General features: G+C 53.0%; 20 protein-coding genes. 9 read left to right on the top strand and 11 right to left on the bottom strand.

Going from position 1 to position 15,834, the window contains the following annotated elements; all coding sequences use genetic code 11:
• Positions 1 to 88 precede the first annotated feature (88 nt).
• Together EVJ20_RS12005 and EVJ20_RS15250 are read left to right on the top strand one after the other, a co-directional pair.
• The gene (locus tag EVJ20_RS12005) at positions 89 to 937 is read left to right on the top strand and encodes a Cof-type HAD-IIB family hydrolase (protein ID WP_070329442.1); all 849 of its coding nucleotides are present in this window, start codon (positions 89 to 91) and stop codon (positions 935 to 937) included.
• Positions 938 to 1,543: 606 nt separating this feature from the next.
• Complete coding sequence (locus EVJ20_RS15250; RefSeq protein ID WP_167615757.1) at positions 1,544 to 1,705, top strand: hypothetical protein; 162 nt, start codon at positions 1,544 to 1,546, stop codon at positions 1,703 to 1,705.
• A 17-nt stretch (positions 1,706 to 1,722) separates the two neighbouring features.
• Here EVJ20_RS15250 and abc-f read toward each other — a convergent pair whose 3' ends face one another.
• Positions 1,723 to 3,558: a ribosomal protection-like ABC-F family protein gene (gene abc-f, locus EVJ20_RS12000; protein WP_131508301.1), complete on the bottom strand. Its 1,836-nt coding sequence runs from the start codon at positions 3,556 to 3,558 to the stop codon at positions 1,723 to 1,725.
• A 328-nt stretch (positions 3,559 to 3,886) separates the two neighbouring features.
• Between abc-f and EVJ20_RS11995 the strand changes: the two genes are divergently transcribed.
• Positions 3,887 to 4,804, top strand: a complete 918-nt coding sequence (locus EVJ20_RS11995) for a DMT family transporter (protein WP_070329172.1) — start codon at positions 3,887 to 3,889, stop codon at positions 4,802 to 4,804.
• Between the two features lie 37 nt (positions 4,805 to 4,841).
• Here EVJ20_RS11995 and EVJ20_RS11990 read toward each other — a convergent pair whose 3' ends face one another.
• From EVJ20_RS11990 to EVJ20_RS11975, 4 genes are all read right to left on the bottom strand, one after another.
• Positions 4,842 to 5,027 (bottom strand): hypothetical protein, encoded by a 186-nt coding sequence (locus EVJ20_RS11990; RefSeq protein ID WP_070329171.1) that lies wholly within the window; start codon positions 5,025 to 5,027, stop codon positions 4,842 to 4,844.
• 16 nt (positions 5,028 to 5,043) lie between these two features.
• A complete protein-coding gene (locus tag EVJ20_RS11985) occupies positions 5,044 to 5,955 on the bottom strand; it encodes a Gfo/Idh/MocA family protein (protein WP_131464771.1) in 912 nt (303 codons plus the stop codon).
• An 83-nt stretch (positions 5,956 to 6,038) separates the two neighbouring features.
• The gene (locus EVJ20_RS11980) at positions 6,039 to 6,752 is read right to left on the bottom strand and encodes an anti-sigma factor (protein ID WP_131464769.1); all 714 of its coding nucleotides are present in this window, start codon (positions 6,750 to 6,752) and stop codon (positions 6,039 to 6,041) included.
• Positions 6,749 to 7,309: an RNA polymerase sigma factor gene (locus EVJ20_RS11975; protein ID WP_131457549.1), complete on the bottom strand. Its 561-nt coding sequence runs from the start codon at positions 7,307 to 7,309 to the stop codon at positions 6,749 to 6,751. The genes EVJ20_RS11980 and EVJ20_RS11975 overlap by 4 nt, the downstream gene beginning before the upstream one ends.
• A gap of 169 nt (positions 7,310 to 7,478) precedes the next feature.
• On the opposite strand from EVJ20_RS11975, the gene tnpA reads away from it, so the two are divergent.
• Together tnpA and EVJ20_RS11965 are read left to right on the top strand one after the other, a co-directional pair.
• Complete coding sequence (gene tnpA, locus EVJ20_RS11970; protein WP_083274143.1) at positions 7,479 to 7,877, top strand: IS200/IS605 family transposase; 399 nt, start codon at positions 7,479 to 7,481, stop codon at positions 7,875 to 7,877.
• Positions 7,878 to 7,881: 4 nt separating this feature from the next.
• Positions 7,882 to 8,958: an RNA-guided endonuclease InsQ/TnpB family protein gene (locus EVJ20_RS11965; RefSeq protein ID WP_131508299.1), complete on the top strand. Its 1,077-nt coding sequence runs from the start codon at positions 7,882 to 7,884 to the stop codon at positions 8,956 to 8,958.
• 251 nt (positions 8,959 to 9,209) lie between these two features.
• Here the strand turns inward: EVJ20_RS11965 and EVJ20_RS11960 are convergent, their stop codons facing one another.
• On the bottom strand, positions 9,210 to 9,461 hold the full coding sequence (locus EVJ20_RS11960) for a hypothetical protein (RefSeq protein ID WP_070329166.1): 252 nt from the start codon (positions 9,459 to 9,461) through the stop codon (positions 9,210 to 9,212).
• Between the two features lie 64 nt (positions 9,462 to 9,525).
• Here EVJ20_RS11960 and EVJ20_RS11955 point away from each other — a divergent pair, with 64 nt between their 5' ends.
• Positions 9,526 to 10,323 carry an HAD-IIB family hydrolase gene (locus EVJ20_RS11955; RefSeq protein ID WP_161568112.1) on the top strand — a complete coding sequence of 266 codons (798 nt, stop codon included), beginning with the start codon at positions 9,526 to 9,528 and terminating at the stop codon, positions 10,321 to 10,323.
• A 15-nt stretch (positions 10,324 to 10,338) separates the two neighbouring features.
• Here the strand turns inward: EVJ20_RS11955 and EVJ20_RS11950 are convergent, their stop codons facing one another.
• Positions 10,339 to 10,602, bottom strand: coding sequence for a hypothetical protein (locus EVJ20_RS11950; protein WP_131464765.1), 264 nt, complete (start codon positions 10,600 to 10,602; stop codon positions 10,339 to 10,341).
• A gap of 174 nt (positions 10,603 to 10,776) precedes the next feature.
• Positions 10,777 to 10,992, bottom strand: coding sequence for a zinc-ribbon domain-containing protein (locus tag EVJ20_RS11945; RefSeq protein ID WP_236633483.1), 216 nt, complete (start codon positions 10,990 to 10,992; stop codon positions 10,777 to 10,779).
• Positions 10,993 to 11,120: 128 nt separating this feature from the next.
• Here EVJ20_RS11945 and EVJ20_RS11940 point away from each other — a divergent pair, with 128 nt between their 5' ends.
• The gene (locus EVJ20_RS11940; RefSeq protein WP_070329164.1) at positions 11,121 to 11,354 is read left to right on the top strand and encodes a hypothetical protein; all 234 of its coding nucleotides are present in this window, start codon (positions 11,121 to 11,123) and stop codon (positions 11,352 to 11,354) included.
• 294 nt (positions 11,355 to 11,648) lie between these two features.
• Positions 11,649 to 13,163: a UDP-N-acetylmuramoyl-L-alanyl-D-glutamate--2,6-diaminopimelate ligase gene (locus EVJ20_RS11935; RefSeq protein ID WP_328591040.1), complete on the top strand. Its 1,515-nt coding sequence runs from the start codon at positions 11,649 to 11,651 to the stop codon at positions 13,161 to 13,163.
• Between the two features lie 61 nt (positions 13,164 to 13,224).
• Here EVJ20_RS11935 and EVJ20_RS11930 read toward each other — a convergent pair whose 3' ends face one another.
• Positions 13,225 to 14,220 (bottom strand): MDR family oxidoreductase, encoded by a 996-nt coding sequence (locus tag EVJ20_RS11930; protein WP_131490294.1) that lies wholly within the window; start codon positions 14,218 to 14,220, stop codon positions 13,225 to 13,227.
• A gap of 145 nt (positions 14,221 to 14,365) precedes the next feature.
• Between EVJ20_RS11930 and EVJ20_RS11925 the strand changes: the two genes are divergently transcribed.
• Complete coding sequence (locus tag EVJ20_RS11925) at positions 14,366 to 14,809, top strand: hypothetical protein (protein WP_070329160.1); 444 nt, start codon at positions 14,366 to 14,368, stop codon at positions 14,807 to 14,809.
• A gap of 18 nt (positions 14,810 to 14,827) precedes the next feature.
• Here EVJ20_RS11925 and EVJ20_RS11920 read toward each other — a convergent pair whose 3' ends face one another.
• Complete coding sequence (locus tag EVJ20_RS11920) at positions 14,828 to 15,037, bottom strand: hypothetical protein (RefSeq protein WP_070329159.1); 210 nt, start codon at positions 15,035 to 15,037, stop codon at positions 14,828 to 14,830.
• Positions 15,038 to 15,126: 89 nt separating this feature from the next.
• The gene (locus EVJ20_RS11915) at positions 15,127 to 15,831 is read right to left on the bottom strand and encodes an SDR family NAD(P)-dependent oxidoreductase (RefSeq protein WP_070329158.1); all 705 of its coding nucleotides are present in this window, start codon (positions 15,829 to 15,831) and stop codon (positions 15,127 to 15,129) included.
• Positions 15,832 to 15,834 lie beyond the last annotated feature (3 nt).

Raw genomic sequence — 15,834 nt, 5'->3', positions numbered from 1 at the left:
GTTTTCATTTACTGTGCAATCTGACAGTTGAGACTGAGCAAATCAGGGAATTAGAATGGAGACAAACATGCTGAAAGGAGAGAATTAAATGAAATTGATTGCCATCGACTTAGACGGGACGTTATTGTCGCGCACCGGTGTCATCACGGAAGCGAACCAACAAGCAATCCGGCGACGCCAGGAGCGCGGTGATTTGGTCGCCATCTCGTCAGGACGCTCAATCCATGATATCGAGGAAATTTTGAAGCGGAGCGAGTTGACGTGCCCGATCCTTTCCGGGAACGGGGCGATCGCATTTTATGAAAATGAACGTATTTACTATCACGCCCTCCCGAAACAAGTCGTTCAGGAGTTATGGGACGTGGCGCATGAGCATGATACGTACGTCGAGTTTTATACGAACGCCGGTGTCAAAGTGTTGCGCACGGGTACCGACTTGTTAAAAGGCGAATTAGATGAGGTGTTGCCGCACGACCAGTCGTTCACCCGAGAGTGGGGCGAGCGGGAGATCGAGATTCAAAATGAACAGTTCGGCCTGACGTACGTCGATACGATTGATGAGATTGATTTTGAAGCCGATGAAGTGTACAAAGTGTTCATCTATTCGTTCGATCGTCGTAAGCTGCATAAGCTACGGAAGCTGTACGAGCCGCGGACTGATATTTTGATCACGACGGCGGGATGGACGAAGATTGAAATTGGACATCCGAAGGCGAGTAAAGGCATGGCGCTGAAGCAGCTCGCCGAGCATCATCAGATCCCGCAAGAAGAGATCGTTGCGATCGGGGACAACTTGAATGATATCTCGATGTTCGAGGTGGCGGAGACGAGAATTGCGATGGGCAACGCGGTCGATCCGCTAAAAGACATCAGTACCCATATTACGAAAGACGCCGAGGCGGATGGAGTCGCGTATGCGCTTGATCGTTATGTATGAGCTGAAATTTTGAAGAAATGGTGAACTAGGGTTCGTCGCTGGGCAGAACGGCTATTGTATTAATGTAGTCCTCATTCAACGTGTTGAGCTGAAAGGGGGCAACGAATGAAACAAAGATTCAGTCGTTGTTTGGCCGAGGCCGGCTCGGTGAAACGAGAGACAGCATGTCAGAAAAATCGACCTGTGTGACCGTCCTTCATATCCAATCTGTCGTCCACCTTGCGTATGTTAAAATGGCAAGGGGCAGACAAACATGATGCTTTGGGGAAGCAGACGTCAACAGGTATCGATTTTTCTGGAAACAGAGGTGAGCAGGACGAGGTTCGTGACAGATTTCATTTTTCACAGTCGAAGTGTCGGTAACATGCCAATCCGGAACCGATTTTTTGCTTCTGTGCCAGGCTATATCGACCTCTAGACGAACGCACGCTCAGAAATCATTGCGTGAATCGCGTCGATTTTCTAGCACGTATTTGACCAATCCGCTGGGACGGTCGATCGAGATGTTTCTCGATCGGGTGAAAGTCCGCTTTTTTAGAAAATGCTCACCGTTAAGCGCCACACGTGTGGCGCTTTTTCTTAGGTGATGAATGAAGGGGTGAATCTATGCCGAAATTGTACTGGCTCGGCACGTTCGTGAGCGGACTGCTGCTCATGTCAATCGGAGAGGCGAGCGCGGTGCCGCGCGTCGTCCCGTATTTTTTGATGGCGGTCGGTGTGACCGGCTTTTTAGTCCAATCCTGGTTCGAACAAAAACGACGCCGTTGACACGGCGTCGTTCGTCGTTAAATCGATTCAAGCAACTGATTGAGCAGCGTATCGATGTCAGCTTGGAGCGCATCGGCTTGTCGTTGCAGCGTCATCAGTTCCTCGACGTCGTTCGTGTCGTTCATTTGAGTGAGTAGACGCTGATGATCATCTTCGAGCTGGTTCAATCGTGCCTCGTCGGCCGCGGTATCGACGGGCCGTTGCGGTTTGGCTATTTTGGCTTTCGGTTGCGAGACGGGTTCAGCGATGTGAGGTTCAACCCGTTTTTCAAGCGCGTAGGCGACATTTCCCGGGAAACGGGTGATTGTTCCATCGAGCCAATACGTGATCGGGAACAGTTTGTTCAAGAAGTACCGGTCATGGGAAACGACGACGAGCGTTCCGGTGAAGCGGTCGAGTGCTTCTTCGAGCGCCTCGCGCGCTTCGATGTCGAGATGGTTCGTCGGTTCGTCGAGAACGAGCACGTTCATGTCCTCGTGCATGAGGACCGCGAGCATGAGCCGCATCTTTTCACCGCCGCTCAAATTGCCGACCGGTTTGAACACGCTCGCTCCATAAAACAAGAACTGGGCGAGCAACTGTCGTGCCTTGCCCTCGTCGACGGCGATCCGGTCTCGGAACGCCTCGATCAATCGATGCCCGTCGTCGAACTGGACGTGCTGGGACAAGTAGCCGATTCGGGCCCGTTCCGCCCGGCGAACATCTCCGGAAGTCGGCTCGAGCTCGCCTAGCAATAGCTTCAAGAGCGTCGACTTGCCGCTGCCATTCGGTCCAACGATGGCAATCCGTTCCCCGTGACCGGCGTAGAACGAGACGTTTTGAAACACGGTCTGATCATACGTGACAGAAGCGTCTGTCACTTCAAACACATCGCGCCCGGTTCGCCCGCTCGTGGAGAACGTGATGTCGGGCTGAATCGCCTCGAGTCGTGGTTTTTTGATCGTCTCAATCCGAGCGAGCGCCTTTTCCATTGATTTGGCGCGGCGGTAGAACTTTTCGTTCGGAGGATTGCCCTCGTTCGCCCATTGCCGCAACTGCCGGATCGTCTCTTTCATCTTCTTGATTTTTTTTTGTTGCTCGGTGTAGGCATGGAATTGGTCGAGCAACAGCTTCTCTTTTTGAGCGACGAACGAGCTGTAATTGCCGTCAAAACTCGTCAACTCACCGTCCTCGCATTCGACGATTCGTGTGGCGACGGCATCGAGGAAGACCCGGTCGTGCGAGACGAGCAGGAGCGTCGACGGGCTGTCCCGTAAGAACGACTCGAGCCAAGCCATCGCTTCTAAGTCTAAGTGGTTCGTCGGCTCATCGAGGATGAGCAGTTCCGGTTCTTGCAGCAGTGCCAAAGCGAGCCCGATCTTCGTCCGCTCGCCGCCGCTTAACGTGTCGAACGGGCGGTCGACAAACCGCGTGAGGCGGAGCCCGTCGATCATAGCGTTCACTTTGGAGTCGATCACATAGCCGCCGCTCTGCTCGTATCGGGTTTGGAGCGCTCCGTACTCATCTAATAACAGTTCAAGTTTATCGCTTGACGCCATCTCTGCCTCGAGCGCATGCATCGCCTCGCCGAGCCGAATCAGTTCGGCGAACGCGGTGTAGAGCACGTCGCGCCCGCTCTTGTCCGGATAGTCGGGCAATTGTGCCAAATAACCGATGTTGAGCCGTTGTGTTCGATAAATCGTGCCATCGTCCGGCGTCTCGGTGCCGACGATCAAGTGGAGCAACGTCGTTTTGCCGCTGCCGTTCCGTCCGACGAGTCCAATCCGTTCGCCTGCGTTCACGTGAAGATTGGCATCAGTCAGGACGGCGTGGCCACCGAATTGTTTTTGAATATGTTGCATGTCGATCAACATGTAAGTTCCTCCTAAAGTCGAGGCCTATCAAAAAAAACCGAGCGCAAACAAGCGCTCGGTAAGGAAGAGAGGCGCTTCGTCGTATTTTCAGCAATGTCTAAAACAGGACAGACGGGTCCTATGGTTAAGCAACATCGTGAAAAATCGCACGCAAAATGTACAAATGTTCAGTTGACCAGTGCGTACGTTCGACAAAGTTCACCTTTCTCCCTCCTTTCAATCATCGATACAACTAGTGTAAGCGATTTCTTGAATTTCGACAACGGTTGAAAAACAGGAGTTCATTCGATGGACGTCGTATTAGTTAGGAATCAAAGGAGGGATGAAGATGCGCAAGGAATGGCTCGGTGCCATCAGTTTGGCGCTCGCCGCTAGCATTTGGGGCGGGATGTACGTCGTCAGTAAGTATGCGCTCGGGTTCATCGAGCCGTTCACGCTCGTCTGGATGCGCTACGCCGTCGCGTTCATCGTCTTGTTCGCGGCATGGTCGTTGTTTGGTCGTGAACAAGTGAGGCGCGAGGATTTGAAATGGATCACGCTCGTCGGTGTGATCGGTTACGTCGCCTCGATCTCATTCCAATTCATCGGCACGAAGCTGTCCGATGCCCACACCGGTTCACTCGTGACAGCAGCGACGCCGGCGTTCATGGTGTTGTTCGCCCGGTTGATTTTGAAAGAGCAGCTCACACCTGTCAAAATTGGGTCACTCGTCTTAGCGACGCTCGGCGTCATCATCGTCGTCGGCTGGCACGTCGATGGGACGTATTTGCTTGGCAGCCTCGTCTTGGTCGGTGCCGCCATCACCTGGGCGCTCATGTCCGTGTATGTCAAAGTCGCCTCGCAAACGGTCTCGTCTCTGACGATCACGACGTTCGCGATTGGGATCGCCTTCGTCTTGATGACACCGCTCATGGGGCTAGAAGTCGTGCAGTCTGGCGTTCCAGACATGACGAGCGTCCTTTGGCTCAGCGTTTTATACGTCGGCATCATCTCGACGGCCGGGGCGTTCTTCTTTTGGAACAAAGGACTCGAACTGATGGATGCGAGCGTCGGGTCGTTGTTCTTCTTCTTTCAGCCGCTCGTCGGAGGTTATCTCGGTTGGCTCGTTCTCGGCGAACAGCTCGACCGAAACTTTTTCATCGGCGCTGCCTGTATCGTCACGGCCGTCACCTGGTCGACACTCGTCGAACGGCGCCAAAAGCGTCGCCTCGACGTGACGGCTTCATACGAACGAAACATTTTATAACACGAACGGTCGGCCCAATGAAGGGTCGACCGTCTTTTTAAAATCCGTGGTCATCCAATTTGTCCTGGTCGCGCTTCATCTCGAGTTCGAGCCGCTGGATCGCCAGCTTTTCTTGCTCGACTTTGAGCCGCAGCTCCTCGATGCGGGCTTTGCGCGTCTTGATGATCGTGTCCGAGGCGATGGCGATGACGGCGATGATCATGATGTAGAAAAAGAAATCCATCTGATTTTTCCTCCTCTCAGCGTCTGCTGAACAAGTCTGTGACTAGTTGTTGGGTGAGCAACGCCTCGCGTCCGTCCGTCAAAATCGGGGTATCGTCAGTCAGCGCCGTGATGAAGTGATCGATTGCTCCTTGGAAGCCGCGTTGCGTGAGCAACGTATCCCACGAACCGAACGTCTCGGTCGAATGCGAGCCGTGTTCGAAGCGATGGAGCGTCACCATTTCATCGACCGTCAACCGAAGTCCGTCCTTGATGGCGACGAGTCCTTCGTGATTGACGCCCGCCTTGCGGTGCATCGACGTCGTATGCAGGCCGTTTTCATCTTGCCAGACGTGACGTGCGAAATGGAGTCCGTTCGATGCGGTCGTCTCGATTTGTCCCGTCACGAGCCGTAAGTCGCTTCCGGCAAAATAGCGGAGCGTATCGACGACGTGCAAGTAATCGTCGAGTAACGTGAACCGGTAATCGTGTCCGCGCAAGCCGTCCCCCCGGTGCTTGACGAAGTCGAGCGAGTGGAACGGGGCCGCTGCCTTCACTTGATTATACATCGGGGCGAAGCGACGGTTAAAGCCGACCATCAGCTTGCGGTTCGTACGTTCTGCCGTTTCGACGAGCCGTTCGGCCTGTTCGACGGTTGCGGCGAGCGGCTTGTCGACGTACACGTCGACGCCTTGCGCGAGTAAGTAGGAAACGACCTCGTAATGCGTCTCGGTCGAACTATGGACGAACGCTGCATCGACGGACGAGGCGAGCGAATCGAGTCCCGTGAACGATTCCATCCGATATGCCCGACAAATTTCATCCCGTTTAGCCTGTGTCGGAGAGTAGGCGCCGACGAGTTCGAACGAGGTGCTGTTCGTCAAGATGGGCAAATACGCTTTTTGGGCGATGCCGCCGAGGCCGACGACACCGATTTTCGGTTTTCTCATATGTACCACTCCTTTCTCTCATCATAACGAAAAAAGAACCGGATGACACCTACGCTTCACGCGTAAAGTCATCCGGTTCTATGTCAGAGACTGGCACTTAACACGATGTCGCCCTCGGGTGTTTGATTGCCCCGTTCAGGCTCTTTCGTGACGGCGACCGTGTCCCAATCTGTCGCTGACTCGGTCGAGTCGAGCGTATAGATGACGGTACCGTTGCCTTTATCGTCTGTGACGAACGCACCGGTCGGAATCGGAGATCCGTCCTTGAGCAACCAGACTTGATACACTTCGTTCGCCTCGAGCGGTGCGAGGCCGTTCGTCTGGACGATGAGTTGGCGATCGCCGTCTTGTTCGGCCAAGTAGGCGACCCCTTCTGATTCGCCTTCGAGTGGCACCGTATCGGTCAAGGTAATCGCGGTCGGCTCGTCTTGATTCATCAACAGATAGCCGTTACCGACGAGTGAGAGGACGAGTGCGGCCGCGAGTGCGAGCGCTCCCCACGAAGACTTCTGCTTCTTACGGGTTTCCGTGAACGGTGTGACGGGAGCCGGTTCGGCTTTGACGAGCTTCGGTTCAGTTGTGTCTTCGGCAAAGACGTTGTCGAGGATGCGAGCCTTCATGCCGCTCGGTGGTTCGGTCGGTTCAGAGAGGAACGCGACGCCTCCGACGAGTGCCTCGAGTTGTTCGAGTTCTTCCTGGCACGTTTGGCATGTTGCTAAATGTGCCTCGAAGCGAATCCGTTCGTCTTCCGTTAAATGTTGGTTGAAATAGTCGATCAATTGGTCACAGGCGTTCATCGTTCCACCTCCTTATCTATATCGTCATGGGATAGATGTTTTCGTAACTGTTTCAGCGCTAATCGAATCCTTCCTTTTACGGTACCGAGCGGGATGTCGCACGCGTCGGCAATTTTCTGCTGGCTGAGACCTTGGAAATACATAAGCCGGACGACTTTTTGTTGCTCGACCGGCAACTCGGCCATCGCCGTCTCGATTTGGGTCCGTTCTTCTTGCCACTCGACCTCTGTCTCGACAGAAGGGGACGGGGAAGGAATCGCTTCAGCATATGATTCATCGAGCTGTAAATCGGGTTTGCGTTTTCGAATCAAGTCGATCGTGACGTGCCGGCTCATCGTGAACAGCCACGATTTGAACTTGCCTTTCGACTCGTCGTACACACCGCCGCCGCGCCACAGCTTGATGAAGACTTCTTGCATCGCTTCTTCGGCGAGGTCGCGGTCTTTCGTCAGTTGCATGACGAACGCGTACAAGATTCGTTCGTAGCGGTCATATAGTGTTTCGAGCGCTTGCTTGTCTTTTTTCCTGACGCGCTCATACAATTCAATATCAGTCATGGCGTTCTCCTTTACAGAATTTGCGAACGGGAAAGCCCAATCCTTTAGTGGTGGGATGAACGTGAGCTTGATTTCGGAGTCCCGCTAGTCGGAATTTCAGAAATCAACAAGTATGATCTTATCCCAAGAAAATGTATCACTCTAATAAAATTAATGATACGATAAACGTATGAACAATTACAGAAGAACCAAAACCACCGTGTCGATGATCCAATATCATTTCGTGTTCTGCCCGAGGTATCGCCGAAAATTATTCGATGACGATACGTTCGAGCAACGATTCAAAGAGATCGTCCGTGACGTCTGCGAAGAGCTCGACATTCGACTCATCGCCATCGCGTGTGATCGGGACCACACACATCTATTCTTGTCGGCGTTGCCATCCCTCAGCCCGTCTGACATCATGGCGCGCATCAAAGGCGTCTCGTCGAAGCGACTACGAGAGGAGTTTCCCCATCTCACACATCTCACGAGTCTTTGGACGAGATCTTTCTTCGTGTCGACGGAGGGAAGCGTCTCCAGTGAGACCATCAAGCGTTATGTCGAGGAACAAAAAACAAGGGGGTGACACCGTGTCGCAGACATTGACGGTGAACATCAAACTTCGTCCGACAAAAGAGCAACAATCGATCTTAAAGCGGATGATGCGCACCTACATCGGCACGACGAACCAGCTCGTCTCGGACATGGTGCAAGCTCGAGAAAGCTTAAAGCTGACGAGCAAAAACGTGAGTTCCGACCTGCCCAGCGCCGTCAAGAATCAGGCCATCCAAGACGCGAAGAGCGTGTTCAGGAGGGCGAAGAAGAAGGACTTCCAGGTCGTCCCTGTCCTCAAGAAGCCGTACTGCACCTGGAACAACCAAAACTACTCGTTCGACTTCGAGTCGATCTCCTTCCCGATCATGATCGACGGAAAGGTCAAGAAGACGGCAATCCGCGCCGAGATGGTCGACCCGGACAACCGGAACGCCACGCTCCTCGCCAACAAGCTCGGAACGCTCCGCATCATCAAGAAGTCGAACAAGTGGATCGCGCAGATCGCCGTCACGATCCTCACGACGGAGAAGGGGGGCACCAACGTGCTCGGGGTCGACCTCGGCCTGAAAGTCCCCGCCGTCGCATCGACAGATCGTGGCAAGGCGCGGTTCTTCGGGAACGGGCGTGAGAACAAGTATATGAAGCGCAAGTTTCGTGCGAAACGGAAAGAGCTCGGTCAACAGAAGAAACTGGATGCGATCAAGAAGCTGAACAACAAAGAACAGCGCTGGATGAAAGACAAAGATCACAAGGTGAGCCGTGAGATCGTCGACTTCGCGCAAGAGAACCATATTTCTGTCATCCGCCTAGAAAAACTGGCGAACATCCGACAGACGGCAAGAACAAGCCGTAAACACAACAAGAACCTGCACACCTGGTCGTTCTATCGCTTGGCATTGTTCATCGAGTACAAGGCAAAGCTCGAAGGGATCAAGGTCGAATATGTCAATCCGGCCTATACCTCTCAAACCTGTCCTTCCTGCGGCGAACGAAACAAAGCGAAAGACCGGACGTACGCCTGTCCGTGTGGATTCAAAAAACACAGAGATCTAGTCGGTGCGATGAACATCCGATACGCACCTGTGGTCGATGGTGACAGTCGACCAGCCTGAGAACCTATAGGGTCTGTCTCAGGAGGGGTGATGGCACACCCTCATCTGAAGGCTCGGACAAAACAGAAATGGACTGCGTTCGCACAAGCACTTCGGAATCCCACTCATCCTGAAGGGATGGGCTTGCGGCTTTAGCCGTGGGAGTGTCAATCATGAAGGGAGTCCCTTGTATTGATCTAACGGATGAAACCGTAAAATGGATGCCTATTTGATATGACTATTTTGTGAACAGTCGTATGTAACCATCGTGTTCAACGTGAACACGTGGAAGTTGCATCCCCGATTTGACGGAAGAGTCGTAAATTCAAGTAGGTGAGCAGCTGATGTGTCGCGTAGCTGAAGAGCGCCGCCGTGACGAGTGTCATGACAAGCGCGGGCCCGTTTGACAGCGACTGATGCCAGAACGGATACGTCCGCACGCCGGACAAAAAGGCGAAGACGAGGGCGAAACCGATCAGGATTCCGCTATACTGACAGTAGTACCGACTTAATCGATTTTTCATGTCGCTCATTCCTTTCGTCCTTTTACTATACGAGATGGGGTATGACGACACAAGGAGGATGACCATGAAACGATTTACGAACGAGGGGCGGACGTTCGTCTGTTTTGATTTCGACGAGACGTATTTCCCGCATGCGTGTACGGCTGAACAGCTCGAGCACTTGCGGCGGCTTGAAGATTTTCTCGAGCAGCACTCCCATCGGTTTTCGACGATGTGGGTGACGGGGAGCTCGCTTGAGACGATTGCTGAGAAGGTGAGGCGGGCCGACATGCGCTACTTTCCGCATCGGATCGCCTCGAGCCTCGGGACAGAGTTATACCATGTCACAACTGCAGGAGAACTCGAGCTAGACTCGAACTTCCAGTCACTGTTCCCGTCTGATTTCTCTCGCCGTGTCGAACAGGTCGTGACTCACCATGCGCTCACGATTGAGCCGCAGACGAACATGGGGACGAACGCGTGGATGCACAACTATTATTACTTCGGTGAAGATGAAGTCGAGCTAGAGCGTATCCAAACGGCCGCTCGTGATTTTGGGATCGCGGTCAACGTCAGTCGCTGCAATCCGCTCGCCGGAGATCCCGTCGGGGCGTATGATATCGACTTCATCCCACGCGGAGCCGGGAAGACCGCCGCGGTCGATTACGTCTGTACCCGCTGTGCATTTCAAGTGGGCGAAGCGTATGCGTTCGGTGACAGTGGGAACGACTTGGCGATGTTGAAGCACGTCGGTAACGGATACGTCCTCGGCAACGGGACGGAGCAAGCCATGTCTGAGCACGATCGTGTGACCGCGGGAAGTTATGCGGAAGGAATACTAGAGGTGTTGATGCGGTTTGTGCAGGAGACACGGTCGCACTAGTTCACTTCATGCACTTTAAGCGAAACGGAGTGCCGATTGTTGCGCGCTCGCGAGCAAATGGGACCGAACCGTTCTCGTGGAAAAATCAAATGAGACGTGACTGTGCCAAAGTTCGGTGAACACGGTCACGAGGGCGGCTTCCGCCAAGTCAGGGCGTGTCGTCAAACGCAGTGTAACGGCGTATAAGATTCGTTCGTAACGGTCGTATAGGAGTTCTAAAGCGAGGGCGTCTTTTTGTTGGATGCGTTCGTACAATTCGCGGTCGGTAATAAATGACATTGTAAACTCCTTCAGAGGGTCCAGTTCTCTCATGTTTTGGTCGCGGTGGTCAATCGGGTAAATAAGTAATGATTATATTTCACTAATCACCGCACCGTAAACGGTTACTTTGACCGCGGAGCACATTCAAAAACACCCGAAGAACCGTTTATGCGGGTCTTCGGGTGTTTTAGGTCAAAATGAATGATAGCAGTGGGGGCAAGTTTGGCTACTGCCCGGTGCCCGTTTGAACGTCTGTTTACAGTTCGGGCACGTGACGGTCTCGCTCTCTTGACCGAACAAGCTTCCGCGGTTGAATAAGACGTCTTTCAAGTTCGGCAACGCCTTGGCGGCAAAGATCATGGAAATAAATAAGAAGATGGCCAAAACGGCCAACATGACGTATGTCATGACGGGCGTACCCCTTTCACAAAAGATTCGTTTCTTCTAGCATACGGGAAATTACTCAAACGTACACCTTTAGATTAGAAATAAGAACAAATGTTCTGTATAATGAATGTAACAAAGGAGGGGGCAGGATGAAGGATGAAGTGACGCGTTGGATGCGGATGGGCCGGGTCGTCGAATTGATGTATGTGGATCGTCACGGGATCATCTCGAAGCGACGGGTCAAGTTGATGAAGCTACAAGGGGAACAAGTAATCGCATGGGACATCATGAAGCAAGCCCGGCGGACGTTTTGCATCGAGCGCATCCTCGCCTGCCTCCCGATGGTCGACCGGAAATTTGGAGGAGAAGAGGGAGTCGGATGACGCCACTCCCCAAATGTTCGGCGCCGGCAGAACGCGCACTGCCGCCTCTACTGATACGCTCGAACAACTCACGGCTTATCCGAGAATGAAGATCGCCGTGATGCATGGTGTCGGACCGAGTGTGTTTCGATTGTTAAAGAGTGCTTTCGCTGAACAAGGACTTCGGTTCACGGATAGCGAAATGAATTCCTAGTCCCGTTATGGGCTAGGAATTTTCTAGTTAGACGTATGTTTTCCTATGAAAGAGGGAAGTAATATATTTGTCATCTCTATTTCAGCCTAAAATCTAGTACCATGACGATAAGGTTTGTTAACCTAGCGACACCCATGAGAAAGGAAGTACACAGCATGAGGACGAAACATTTATCCGCCATTCTAGGAAATGAGATGGATGATATCGAATGTGATCCATGGGTGACCGGAATTGAAACAGATTCCAGAAAGGTCAGTCCAGGGAATTTGTTTATATGCATCCGTGGTTATACGGTGGACGGACATGAATTCGCCGAAGACGCTGTCTCTAAAGGAGCAAGCGCGGTGATTTCTGAATCTCCGCTTGACCTCGAGGTGCCAAACATTGTCGTTGCCGATACGAAACGAACGGCCGGAGTGGTGGCGAGCGCGTTTTACGACCACCCGTCCCATCGGATGCGAATTTACGGCGTCACCGGTACGAACGGGAAGACGACGACTGCTACGTTAACATATGATTTATTTCGTTTATCAGGACGTCCGGTCGGGATTGTCAGTACGATTGGAGCCCGTTATAAAGATAAGAAGTTAAAGACGCCTAACACGACGCCAGAAGCCGTCGTCTTGCACCGCATCTTGGCCGAAATGGCAGATGCCGGGGTGACCGACTGTGTCGTCGAAGTATCGTCGCACGCCATGATGGAAGGGCGCGTCGAAGGAGTCCGCTTCCATGCGGCGGCGTTTACGAACTTGACGCACGACCACCTCGACTACCACCGTTCAATGGATGAATACGCACGGGCGAAAGCGCGTCTATTCGAACAAGTTGAAACGACGGACGGCGACGCCATCATCTTGAACGCGGAAGACCCGGCGAGCGAGACGATGGCCGCATTCGCACCGACGCGGCGGAAAGTCATGTACAGTACGCACGCAGACGTCCCGGCCGATATTCAAGTCATCTGGCTAGGTCACACCGTCCGCATCAAAATGAACGCGATGACAATCGAAGCACCTGTTCACTTTATGGGATCGTTCAACGCTGCCAACTTGGCCGCGGCCATCGGTCTCGTCTCGACGTCGGAGCTCATGCTTCGCGCGATTATCGATAATGTTCCAGGGCTCACACTTCCGAAAGGTCGTCTCGAGCGGCTTGACACGGAAGATGCGGAGATTTATATCGACTACGCCCATACACCGGACGGGCTTGAAAAATGTCTGTCCACTTTACAAAAAGGGGAGCGGCAGCTCGTCGTCGTCTTGAGCGCGGCCGGAGACCGTGACCCGACGAAACGGGCTGAGATGGGACGCATCGCGAGCCGCTATTCGGACGATTTGATTGTGACGGTACACGATGTCCGAACCGAAAATCCGAAGCAGATCATCGACGGGCTGCTCGAAGGGGTCGACGCGGACACGCATTATGTGACGTTTGAAGCACGAAGAGACGCGTTGCACCACGCGGCCGTGCAAGCGCTCGACGGCAAGCGCATCGTCGTCGTCGGAAAAGGGCACGACCATGTCGAACGTGTCGGCAGCGAAGCGATCCCGTTCAATGAATCGGATATCTTGTTAGAAGAACTGAAAAAATTAAAAGGCCAAGAACCGGCCGTTTGAATTTCATTACCAAGCATACAGAAGAAGGGCTGAATCGTTGGATTCAGCCCTTCTTTGACGTTTAGTCGTTCATGCGGACGACGGTCCGGCCACTCAGCTCACCGCGCATCATCGCCTCGGCTTGACGCGGGACGTCATGGAGCGGGATCTCGTGCACCATCTGGTTGAGTACGTGCGGTTCGATCAGCTCGTGTAGACGCTCCCACGCCGTCACTCGTCTTGCGATCGGCTGCATGACCGAATCGATGCCGACGAGACGGACGCCTCGCAGGATGAACGGGTAGACGGTCGCAGGAAGTTCGTGCCCTCCAACTAGTCCACAAGCGGCGACGGTTCCTTCGTATCGGGTTTGGCTTAAAATATTTGCGAGTGTGTTACCACCGATCGAGTCGATCGCAGCATCGAACCGTTGGCGAGCGAGTGGTCGGGGGGTTCCTTCCAATTCACTGCGTGGTATTGTCTGTTCAGCACCGAGATCAGTTAAATAAGATGAATCTGTTTTTCCAGTCGAGGCAATGGCGTGATAGCCGAGTTTATGGAGCAAGGCGATCGAGAAACTTCCAACTCCTCCGGATGCTCCCGTGACGAGCACTTCTTGACCGGGATGAACGCCTTCGTGTTCGAGTGCCTCAATCGCGAACATGGCGGTCAGTCCGGGTGTCCCGATCGTGATGGCATCTCGCATGTTCATGCCTTTCGGTAATTTCACGAGCCAATTTCCTGGAACTTGTGCAAACTGGCTGAAGCCACCGAAATGACGCTCACCGATGCCAAAGCCGGTCGCGATGACTTCGTCCCCAGGCTTGAAATCAAGATGATCAGATTCGGTGACTTTCCCGACAAATTCGCAGCCTGGGATGAACGGATAATGGCTGACGATTTTGCCCGATCCGGTCAATCCGAGGGCGTCTTTGTAGTTGAGTGCCGAATAATGGACCTCGACGAGGACGTTGCCGTCCTCTTCTTTAGGTAGTGAGTCGAGCTCGACCTCAGTCACCTCGGAATGGAGTCGGTCGTCACGCTTGTCGAGCACGAGTGCTTGAAATGAGTCGTTCATTGTAAATTGGCCCCTTTCTGTATGGCAAATCTGTTCCCTTTGTATCATTACCCACTCTGGAAAATATATACGCGAATGTTTCGTTATAACGAGGTGTGGAATGGTACAATGTAGTAGATTCAATTAGAGTGAGGAGGAATGAAGCATGCGGCACGACGACTATGAGTTTGATGAAGAAGTAGAAGTAGAAGAAGGCGAATTGTTCAACGTATACGACATTCTGCCACCAGATGGAACTATTCTCGAAATGGCGACTGCCGAAGAGATGGTCCGCGCGGCGGAGCTTGAAGCGACACATAACGCGCTCGAGCGAATCCAAGAATCAAACTTCCAGTTGTCAGGAGTAACGTTTAAAGAGTTACTGACAGAGTTCGAACGATACGAGCAAGAATCGATGGAATTCTGGACGGGCGTATATAGCCGACTGCGCATTCCATGGGCATGGACGATTCGAATCGATGTGGCCAATGGCCCGATTCACGTCGTCAATGATCGTGACATCTTTATCGATGAGGCAGACTTCGAAGAGTACGATTTTGAAGAGTTTGCCGATGATGACTTTGAAGATGAGACCGATAACCAAAACTGAATCCAAAACGTCTTTCCCTTATTCAGAAGGGAAAGACGTTTTTTTGACTTCGCTCATGTCCATACGCATACGCATCACTTCCGTGGCACCGAACCAGAGTCCGACGCTACACAGCAGGGACACACCGCTCACCAACGCTCCGACGATCGCGATATCTCCAATCATCGTGAACGATAGCACGAGGCTGAATATCCCGAAAAACAGCAATCCTCCCGCTATAGTCTTCATACATCACGCCACCCTTTCTCATTTGATTTGACTCTAGTGTAGCCGGTCAAACGAGACAGGGTTGGTCTATTTTTATACCTGGTTGAAAATTAGATGAGGTCGTGGATGGTATACGTTTTTCCATTGACAAACGGCTTGTCGATCAACTGCTCGACGAGGACGCGGCCGACCGTCTCAGGCGAGCGGAGTTTTCCTTCCGTCTCGTAAGCTTGAAACTGTTCGACATCTTGAAACGCTTCTCGTGAAGACGCGCGGATCGTCTGTTGCATGGATGTGTCCATCACGCCCGGGTTGAACAAGGCGAGGCGATGTCTCGTTCCTTCTAGTTCGAGCGCGACGGTCTCACTAAAGTGGTCGAGTCCAGCTTTCGTGCCGCAGTAGGCGCTCCACCCCGAGATCGGACGTTTGGCGGCACCTGACGTCACGTGGATGAGCGAGACGGGCACATCGTAAGCGAGGACGGCGTTCGTGATCAGCATCGGGGCGAGCAGATTCGCCTGAACGTGAGCGGTGAGCTGCTCCGTGTCGAGGTGGCCGGCCCGATGAATCGGTTCGATCAACGCCGCATTTTGGATGATGAGTAGCGACGTGGCGTCAGCGATGTACGGCTTGATTTGGTCAAGGGCTCGAAGTGTACTCGATACGTCGGATAAATCGACTTCGATATGTTTGAACGTTAAATCGCGTGATTGCGAGCGTGATAGGTTGATGACGTCGTAGTTTCGTCTCGACAGTTCTTCAGCGACAGCACGGCCGAGACCGCGTGACGCACCGGTGACAAGGGCAAGTTTCAAATA

Source organism: Exiguobacterium sp. SH0S1, assembly GCF_004337165.1.
GTDB lineage: Bacteria > Bacillota > Bacilli > Exiguobacteriales > Exiguobacteriaceae > Exiguobacterium > Exiguobacterium aurantiacum_A.
This window is presented reverse-complemented; position numbering and strand designations above follow the sequence as displayed.